At 69.9% G+C, this 8,416-nt stretch carries 5 protein-coding genes, 1 tRNA gene and 4 pseudogenes; 6 read left to right on the top strand and 4 right to left on the bottom strand.

The genetic code is table 11. The annotated features are described in order from the left end of the window. Nucleotides 1–64 precede the first annotated feature (64 nt). The 4 genes from HZS56_RS27510 (at nt 65) to HZS56_RS27495 (ending at nt 4,566) form a co-directional block, all read left to right on the top strand. Nucleotides 65–1,399: a cation:proton antiporter gene (locus tag HZS56_RS27510; protein ID WP_216723481.1), complete on the top strand. Its 1,335-nt coding sequence runs from the start codon at nt 65–67 to the stop codon at nt 1,397–1,399. Nucleotides 1,400–1,418: 19 nt separating this feature from the next. Then, complete coding sequence (locus tag HZS56_RS27505; protein WP_216723480.1) at nt 1,419–2,963, top strand: NAD(P)-binding domain-containing protein; 1,545 nt, start codon at nt 1,419–1,421, stop codon at nt 2,961–2,963. Continuing rightward, nucleotides 2,956–4,425 (top strand): class I adenylate-forming enzyme family protein, encoded by a 1,470-nt coding sequence (locus HZS56_RS27500; protein WP_216723479.1) that lies wholly within the window; start codon nt 2,956–2,958, stop codon nt 4,423–4,425. Before HZS56_RS27505 ends, HZS56_RS27500 begins: the two co-directional genes overlap by 8 nt. Nucleotides 4,426–4,492: 67 nt before the next feature. Then, nucleotides 4,493–4,566 (top strand) — tRNA-Pro (locus tag HZS56_RS27495). 316 nt (nt 4,567–4,882) lie between these two features. Here the strand turns inward: HZS56_RS27495 and HZS56_RS27490 are convergent. Then, a pseudogene (locus tag HZS56_RS27490) lies at nt 4,883–5,134 on the bottom strand (IS5/IS1182 family transposase); the annotation flags it as partial. A gap of 242 nt (nt 5,135–5,376) precedes the next feature. Between HZS56_RS27490 and HZS56_RS27485 the strand changes: the two are divergent. Beyond that, complete coding sequence (locus HZS56_RS27485) at nt 5,377–6,996, top strand: serine/threonine-protein kinase (RefSeq protein ID WP_308408172.1); 1,620 nt, start codon at nt 5,377–5,379, stop codon at nt 6,994–6,996. Between the two features lie 140 nt (nt 6,997–7,136). Next, nucleotides 7,137–7,299: pseudogene (locus HZS56_RS38520) on the top strand (IS5/IS1182 family transposase); the annotation flags it as partial. 12 nt (nt 7,300–7,311) lie between these two features. Here the strand turns inward: HZS56_RS38520 and HZS56_RS27475 are convergent. From HZS56_RS27475 to HZS56_RS27470, 3 genes and pseudogenes are all read right to left on the bottom strand, one after another. After that, nucleotides 7,312–7,477 (bottom strand): annotated as a pseudogene (locus HZS56_RS27475) (IS5-like element IS4811 family transposase); the annotation flags it as partial. Further along, a pseudogene (locus HZS56_RS39230) lies at nt 7,464–7,599 on the bottom strand (ISAzo13 family transposase); the annotation flags it as partial. The pseudogenes HZS56_RS27475 and HZS56_RS39230, both read right to left, overlap by 14 nt. 89 nt (nt 7,600–7,688) lie before the next feature. Next, nucleotides 7,689–8,351, bottom strand: coding sequence for a response regulator transcription factor (locus HZS56_RS27470; RefSeq protein WP_216723478.1), 663 nt, complete (start codon nt 8,349–8,351; stop codon nt 7,689–7,691). Nucleotides 8,352–8,416: the final 65 nt, after the last annotated feature.

Genomic DNA, 8,416 nt, shown 5'->3' with positions numbered 1-8,416 from the left:
CCCACCGACCTGCGCAACTCCTCCTCCCCCCCCCGCACGTTGCCGACGTACACAGGAGACCCCCGTGCCGTCCACCATCGTCCTGGCCGCCACCGACAAGAACCTCGAACTCGTCCTGCGGGTCCTGCCCGCCATCGTGGTCATCCTCGCCGCCTCCGCCGTCTGCGGCCGCCTCGCCCTCCTGGTGAAGCAGCCGCGTGTGCTCGGCGAGATGGTCGCCGGTGTCCTCCTCGGCCCCACGCTGTTCGGCGCGCTCTTCCCCGACGCCCAGAGAGCCGTCTTCCCCGCCGAGGTGAAGCCCATCCTCTACGTACTGAGCACCATCGGCCTCACCCTGTTCATGTTCCTCGTCGGTGCCGGTCTCGACCACGGCGGCGGCAACGGCAGGAAGGACACCAGGAACGCGACCGTCCTGGCCGTCTCGGGCATCGTCCCGTCCCTCCTGCTCGGCGCCGTGTGCGGTTACCTGCTGCACGACCGGCTCTCGCGGCCCGACGTCAGCCCCTTCGAGTTCGCCCTCTTCGTCGGCGGAGCCCTGTCCATCACCGCCTTCCCGATGCTCGCCCGCATTCTCTACGAGCGCGGTCTGGAGAACTCCCGGCTCGGCCGCATGACCCTCCTTGGCGCGTCCGTCGACGACGCGGCGGCCTGGTGCTTCCTCGCCGTACTGTCAGCGATGCACACCGGCGCCGGCGCACCGCACGTCCTGCGCACCATCGGCCTCACCGCGGTCTTCGGACTCGTCATGCTCACCCTGGTGGCGCGGCTCCTGCGTCCGATGGGCACCTGGGTACAGCGCACCGGCCGGTTCGGCTTCGACCAGATGTACGTCGTCGTGGGCATCGTCCTGCTCGCCGGGCTGTTCACCGACTACATCGGGATCTACTCCGTCTTCGGGGGCTTCATCGCGGGGCTCGCCATGCCGCGCGACCCCGCCTTCCGCGAGGCCCTGCACAGCCGGATGATGGACCTGGTCTGCGTACTGCTCCTGCCCATCTTCTTCGCCTTCTCCGGCCTCAACACCGAACTGGGCGGCGTCACCGGATGGGGCATGATCGGACCGTTCCTGCTGATCCTCGTGGCCGGGTTCACCGGCAAGTACGTCGGGTGCGCGCTGGCCATGCGCGGCACCGGCTTCAGCTGGCGCGAGTCCTGGGCGGTGGGCGGTCTGATGAACGCCCGCGGCCTGATGATCCTCATCTTCATCAACATCGGCCTCTCCCAGGGCATGATCACCCAGGACGTGTTCTCCATGCTGGTGCTGGTGGCCGTGATCACCACCGCGGGCGCCGTACCGCTGTACCGCTGGGCCCTGCCCGAACGCATCGAACGCCGCATGGCGCCCAGCAGCCCGCCGGCCCCGACCGAGCCGCCGCAATCTCAGAGCCTTCTGATGTGACGCGGTTAGCGTTCCGCCCATGGTGCGCGATTACCTGATCATCGGGGCCGGACCGGCCGGACTTCAGCTCGCCGCTCTACTGGAACGTGACGGACGGGACTACCTCGTCCTGGAGCGGGGAAGCGGGCCCGGCACGTTCTTCACCAAGTACCCCCGACATCGACAGCTGATATCGATCAACAAGGTCCACACCGGGTACACCGACCCGGAACTCAACCTCCGGATGGACTGGAACTCCCTGCTCAGCGACGATCCCGAGCTGCTGTTCTCCCGGTACAGCGAGGAGTACTTCCCCCGCGCCGACGACTTCGTCCGCTACCTGGCCGACTTCGCCGACCGCACCGGCGTCCGCGTCGAGTACGGCACGGACGTGGTCCGTGTCTCCCGCGCGGACGGCGTCTTCACCGTCTCCGACGCCGCCGGGCGGCAGTGGCAGGCCCGGCGACTCGTTGTTGCGACCGGCGTCTCCCGGCTGAACGAGCCGCCGATCCCCGGCATCCACCTCGCCGAACGCTACGACGAGTTCGACACCGACCCGGCCTCCTTCACCAACCAGCGGGTCCTGGTCGTCGGCAAGGGGAACTCCGCCTTCGAGACCGCCGACTCCCTCATGGCGAAGGCCGCCGTCATCCACGTCGCCGGCCCGCACTCCCTGAAACTGGCCTGGAAGACCCACTTCGTGGGGCACCTGCGCGCGGTCAACAACAACTTCCTGGACAGCTACCAGCTGAAGTCGCAGAACGCCGTCCTGGACGGCACCGTGGAGAACGTCGAGAAGACCGAAGACGGCGGGTTCCGCGTGACCTTCCGGTACGCCCGCACCACGGAACGACTCCGCGAACTGCACTACGACCGGGTCATCCTCTGCGCGGGCTTCCGCTTCGACGCCGACGTGTTCGACGAGACCTGCCGCCCCGCCCTGGTCATCAACGACCGCTTCCCCGAACAGACCTCCGCCTACGAGTCGGTGAACGTACCGGGCCTCTACTTCGCCGGCACCCTGACCCAGCAACTCGACTTCAAACAGGGCACCAACGGCTTCATCCACGGCTACCGCTACGGAGCCCGCGCCCTGCACCGCGTCCTCGGCGCCCGCCACCACGACACCCCTTGGCCCGCCCGGCCGGTCACCGCCGCGCCGGAGGCGATCGCCGACGCCGTCGTCGCCCGCGTCAACCGGTCCTCCGGCCTGTGGCAGCAGTTCTCCGTCCTCGGCGACGTCGTCGACGTGGACGCGGAACAGGCCGTCTACCAGGAGGAGGTGCCACTCGCCTACGCCGTCGACGGCAGCCTCGGGCCCGCGGCGCACCGGTTCGTCGTCAACCTGGAGTACGGACCCGACCACGACGACGTGGACCCGTTCGACATCAACGTCCCGCGGGTGACCGAGAACGACGTCGAACACGCCATGGACTCCAGCTACCTCCACCCCGTGGTCAGGCACTACCGCGACGGCGTCCTCGCCGGCACCCACCACCTGGCGGAGAACCTGGAGAACGAGTGGGACATCCCACCGGTGCACCAGCAGCCGCTGGCCGCGTTCGTGAAGGAGAGCCTTGGCTGAGCAGTTCCCCGGTGCCCTGCTGGACCTGCTGGGGGCGGCGGGCGACCGTCCGGTCTTCGAGCACGGCGACCGGACGGTCACCGGTTCCCAACTCCTCGGCGCCGTACGGCGCGTGACCCACGGGTTGCGCACCGGCGGCGTCGGGCCCGGGGACGGCGTTGCGCTGCTGCTGGGCGTCAGCCCCGAAGCGTTCGCCGCCCTCGTCGCCGCCCACGCCGTCGGCGCCAGGGTCGTCGGGGTCCGCCCCGGCCTGACGGAGCAGCAGCGCGCGCACCTCCTCGCGGACACCGCCTTCACGGTCACCGACAGCACCGACAGCACCGACGGACCGGGTGCGGACGCCCGGACCGGGCGGGTCCTCCTCCTGGACGACCTGCTGTCGGCGGCGGACGACGGCCTGCGGCCGGTCGTGTCGGGGCGGCCGCAGGACATCGCCCGGCTCATCCACACCAGCGGCAGCACCGGCCTGCCCAAGGCGTGCGCCCAGACCTACGCGGCGATGACCGCGGCATGGGCCCTGCGACCGGACGCCTGGCCGCCCGCCGTCCGTGAACTGGCCGCGCGCCTGGACCGGTTCCTGGTGTTCGGCACGCTGTCGAGCCAGGTGATGCTGGACTACGGACTGCTCACCCTCGCCGCCGGCGGCACCCTGGTCACCGCCGAGCGGCCGGGATTCCCCGACAGCATCGTGCGGCACCGGGCCACCGCGAGCGTCATCACCGTGGCCCGGCTGGTGAAACTCGTGCAGAGCCAGCGCAAGGAGCCCGCCGACCTCAGCAGCCTCCGGGCGCTGATGGTGTCCGGATCCCCACTGGAGCCCGGGCGGCTGCGCGAGGCCGCGGAGGTGCTCGGCCCCGTCGTCTTCCACGGGTACGGGCAGACCGAGACCGGCATGATCTCCATGGCCACCCCCGACGACGTGCCGGGCTCGCTGGGCGTGCCGCCCGTCGGTCTCCAGGTGCGGGACGCCTCCGGACGTTCTGTCCCGCCGGGCACCGACGGCGAGTTGTTCGCCCGCACCCCCGCGCAGGCCATGGGCTACTGGCGGGAGCCCGCCCTCAGCGCCGAGGTCTTCGCCGACGGCTGGGTGCGCACCCGCGACCTCGGCCGTCTCGACGCCGAGGGCCGCCTGTGGCTCACCGGACGGGCCCGGGACGTGATCATCGTCAACGCCAACGTGTACTACGCCGGGCCCGTCGAGCGACTGCTCGCCACTCACCCGTCAGTGGCCGAGGCCCACGTCGTCGCCGTCCCCGACGACGACACCGGTGAGGCCGTCCACGCCTTCGTGGTGCCCGCCGCCGGACACGTCCCCGACCTGGCCGAACTCCGCGCGCTCGTCACCGCCGGCCTGGAGGAGGCCTGCGCGCCGACCCGGCTGACACTGATCGAGGAGGTCCCGCTCACACCCGCCGGAAAGCCCGACAAACGGCGGCTCGCCTCCGGCGCCGGGTCCCGTTAGGAGCGGCCCGCTCCGTGGGGTAAAGTGCTCTGCGCGTGATCGCGCGGCTCGCCGCGCGTGACCACACCGGGACGTGGCGCAGCTTGGTAGCGCACTTGACTGGGGGTCAAGGGGTCGCAGGTTCAAATCCTGTCGTCCCGACTTTACGAAGTCGAAGGTCAGGGGCCGTTTCAGAGGAGATCTGAAGCGGCCCCTTGATCATTCCTGGGGACCCCGTTTGGGGACCAGCGCACTTTGAAGGGGCTGTGGCGCGGGCACATGGTCTGACCAGTGACTTCAAGTGCGTCCCGGACGGAAAATGGCGGCGGGGCGCGTCTCGTGGAGTGGCCGTCGGTACACCACTCCATCGGACATGACCTCCCGGAGGCCGGCCGCTACTGACGTCTGGCATCGCGTCGGCTTGGCCCTGAGGCAGCGTGTGGCATGGATGTCGATGGGCCCGCTGACCTGGCAAGCTTGGCGCGCCGTTGGGGCCGGCGGCGGCCACGCGGTCGGTGTGGATCACCGTGCCGTCCAAGTTGAGGTGGAGGTATCCGGCCGTTGCCGCTCGTTCCAGTGCAGTGGACAGGTCGGGCACGTGGTCGGCGAGTACGGCCGGGCCCTCGTGCAGGTAGCGGTAGGCGGTCGGGGTCGCGATGCCGTTGTCCCGGGCGAGTTGGACGAGTCGGGTGCCGTCGACGAACCAGCGCCGGACCAGCACGACCTGCTCCCTGTGGGCTCCGGGGCAATCGTGGGTCGTTGATGGGCTGTCCGTGGGTGGGCCGAGGTGGGGTGGTAGCCGTCTGGCGTCCTGTTCCGGCCAAAGCCGTCCGCCACCGACCTCCCGAAGTGGAACCTCAGGGGGAAGGCACACCTCTGTCGTGGGCCGCTGCCTCGCAACGTGCCGCGCTCGTAAGCTGTTTGACTCAGACACATCACAGTGAATGCGTCGTATGTGCGAGGGGCGTGGGAATGAGGGCACTGGAGCCGCTGGGCGAGGACGACCCGACCGAAGTGGGTTCATACCGGTTACTGGGGGTGCTCGGGCACGGCGGCATGGGGCGGGTGTATTTGGGGCGGAGCCGAGGCGGGCGGCTTGTTGCGGTGAAGGTGGTGCACCGGCATCTGGCGGCAGACGAGCGGTTCCGGGCGCGGTTCGCGAGCGAGGTGGCGGCGGCGCGGCTGGTGAGCGGGGAACCAAACCGCACCGCCCCCGTGCTCGCCGCCGATCCGGAGGCCGAGGTCCCGTGGGTGTCGACCGGTTACGTGGCGGGCAGCGACCTGGCGCACATCGTGGAGGAGCACGGCCCGCTGCCCGAACGGACCGTACGCGCGCTGGGCGTCGGTCTGGCCGAGGGGCTGGGCGCCGTGCATGCGCACGGGCTGGTACATCGGGATGTCAAGCCGTCCAACGTGCTGCTCGCGCTCGACGGCCCGTACCTGATCGACTTCGGCATCGCCCGCGCCGCCGAGGCGGCCACCCGGCTTACCTCGACCGGGGTGGCTGTCGGCTCGCCCGGCTTCATGGCTCCCGAGCAGGTCACCGGTGAGGCAGCCGTCGGCCCCGCTGCAGACGTTTTCTCGCTCGGCACCGTGCTCGCCTACGCGGCCAGTGGCCGGCAGCCCTTCCCTGGCGACAGTGCCGCCCAGCTGCTCTATCGGGTCGCTCACGCCGAGCCGCAGCTTGACGATGTCGGACCGGATGCCGTAAAGGAGCTGGTCTCCGCCTGTCTCGCCAAGGATCCTGCCGCCCGCCCGAAACTGCCGGAGGTCGCGCGGGCCCTGGCCGGTGAGCAGGGCGCGGGCGCGTTGCTGGATTCCTCCCGCTGGCTGCCTACGGCAGTCGCCGACGACATCGGTCGCCGGGCCGTCGAGCTGCTCCAGCTGGAATCCGGGCCGGCGGAACGGGGGACGCCCGTACGAACCCCCGCCCTACCCCGCTCGCCCACCGTCGTGGACTCCGCACCGACCTCCGGCCCGGACGCCGCCACTGTGACGGCGATCGTACAGCCGAAGCCGAAGCCGAAGCCGAAGACCGCGGCCAAGCCGAAGTCGACGCCCGCGGCCAAGCCGAAGTCGACGCCCGCGGCCATGCCCAAGTCGGCGAACAAGCCGAAAGCCCCGGCGGCCAAGCCGAAGAAACAAAACCCGTGGCTGGTCGTGGGAGTCCTTGTGCTGCTTGCTGTACTGATCTTCGGCGTATGGAACGCCTTCCAGGAGGGTGACGAACCCGCTGCCCTCCCCGACCGCTTCGTCGGCCGCTGGAGCGACTCGGCGGGCGGCTACGGCAACCAGCTTGAGCTCAGTGCGGGCCGGGTCGGTGAAGAGGTGGGTACGCTCAGCACTGATGTCGACGGCGAAAATGGCTCCGCCACCTGCGGATACCGCCTGAGACTCAACCGCCTGGAGCTGGACGGCTGGTATGCCTTCCTCGACGCTGACCCGATGTCTGGCAACCGTGCTCAGTGCGACGCACCCCTGGAGATGCACGTGCAGCAACAGCGCTTCAAGGGCAAGAACGGCGAGGATGTCATCGAGTTCAGCTCCGACGCCCCGGTCACCACACTTGGCATGCTGTACCGCGTTAGTTGACTGAGGTCATCTCCGCAACCTGATGGTTGTGGTGCGTGACCGCGGGCGAGTAGTCCGGGTGGTGGCCTGACGTCACATATGGGTGGATCTCCTGGTAGGAACGGGTCTGCGAAGATCAAGTTCCGGCCGAGAGGCTTCAAGTGCCGTCCAGTATCACCTGCACCGCAGTCCTTGATGTGTGCTGGGACCGCCGAGCATCTCGCGATGCCGCGTCGCTGGTTCGTCGACGGCACCCGACTCGTCCAACTCGCCCGGGACAACGGCATCGCGACCCCGACCGCCTACCGCTACCTGCACGAGGGCCGGTCAAGAAGCCCAAGGCGGCCCAGGTGATCAGCGACTCCGAGTGCGGGATGAGCCGTTCGTAGTCCCGGGCAGGACGGCGGGCGTGCATGATCCAGGCAAGGGAGCGTTCGACGACCCGGCGGCGGGGCAGGACGATGAACCCGATGGCGTCCTTCGGCCGGCTTCCGGCCTCCACCAGGACGACGGACCCGCCCCAACGGGGCCTCACCGGACTCAAGTTCAGCCCCCTGCACGAGGCTGTGCCCCCTCCCGCCTTCCGGTGACAGCGGCGACGAGCATGATCCCGCCGTGCCCCACTCTGGGCCGCCGGACCTTCATCGACTCGGACGAGTCGGACTACGAGTCCGCCGGTCCGTTCCACATCCGGTTCGCCGGAGTGCTGAGGTTCACTCTGCGCACGGCTCCAGGCCCGCGTCGCGGGCCAGGAGCGCTGCTTGGACCCGGTTGTCGCAGTCGAGCTTGGTCAGGACGCGGCTGACATAGGTCTTCACCGTCGCCTCGCTCATGTGCAGGCGGGTGCCGGCGTCCGCGTTGGACAGTCCTTCGCCGAGCAGGGCCAGTACTTCGCGTTCGCGACCGGTCAGCCCGGCCAGGCGGCGGCGGGCCTCCTCGCCGCGCACGGTGGCGGCGGGAGAGGCGAGGGTGTCCACCACGTGGCGGGTGGCGGCTGGGGACAGGTAGGCGTTGCCGGCCGCCGCCGCGCGGACTGCGTGGATCAGCTCCTGCGGGGCGCTGTCCTTCAGCAGGAAGCCGGCGCTGCCGTGGCCGAGCGCCCGCAGGACGTTGTCGCGTTCCCCGAACGTCGTCAGGATCAGCACCCGTACCCCCGGCGCGGCACGGCCCAGTTCGGCCAGCGCGGTCAGACCGTCCATCACGGGCATCTGGATGTCCAGCAGGGCCACGTCGACCGCGGTGCTCCGGGCGGTGTCCACCGCCTCCCGGCCGTCCCGTGCCTCGGCGACGACCTCGATGTCCTCCGCGGAGGTGAGGATCATTCTGATGCCTGCTCTGATGAGCGGCTCGTCGTCGGCGATGAGAACCCGGATCATACGGTCTCCTGCGCGGGAACGGGTGTGACAGGCGGACAACAGGTCAGCCCATCATGCCCGATCCG

The organism is Streptomyces mayonensis (assembly GCF_018982965.1).
Taxonomy (GTDB): domain Bacteria; phylum Actinomycetota; class Actinomycetes; order Streptomycetales; family Streptomycetaceae; genus Streptomyces; species Streptomyces mayonensis.
The sequence above is the reverse complement of the archived record's forward strand: the minus strand, read 5'-3'. Positions and strand labels throughout refer to the sequence as shown.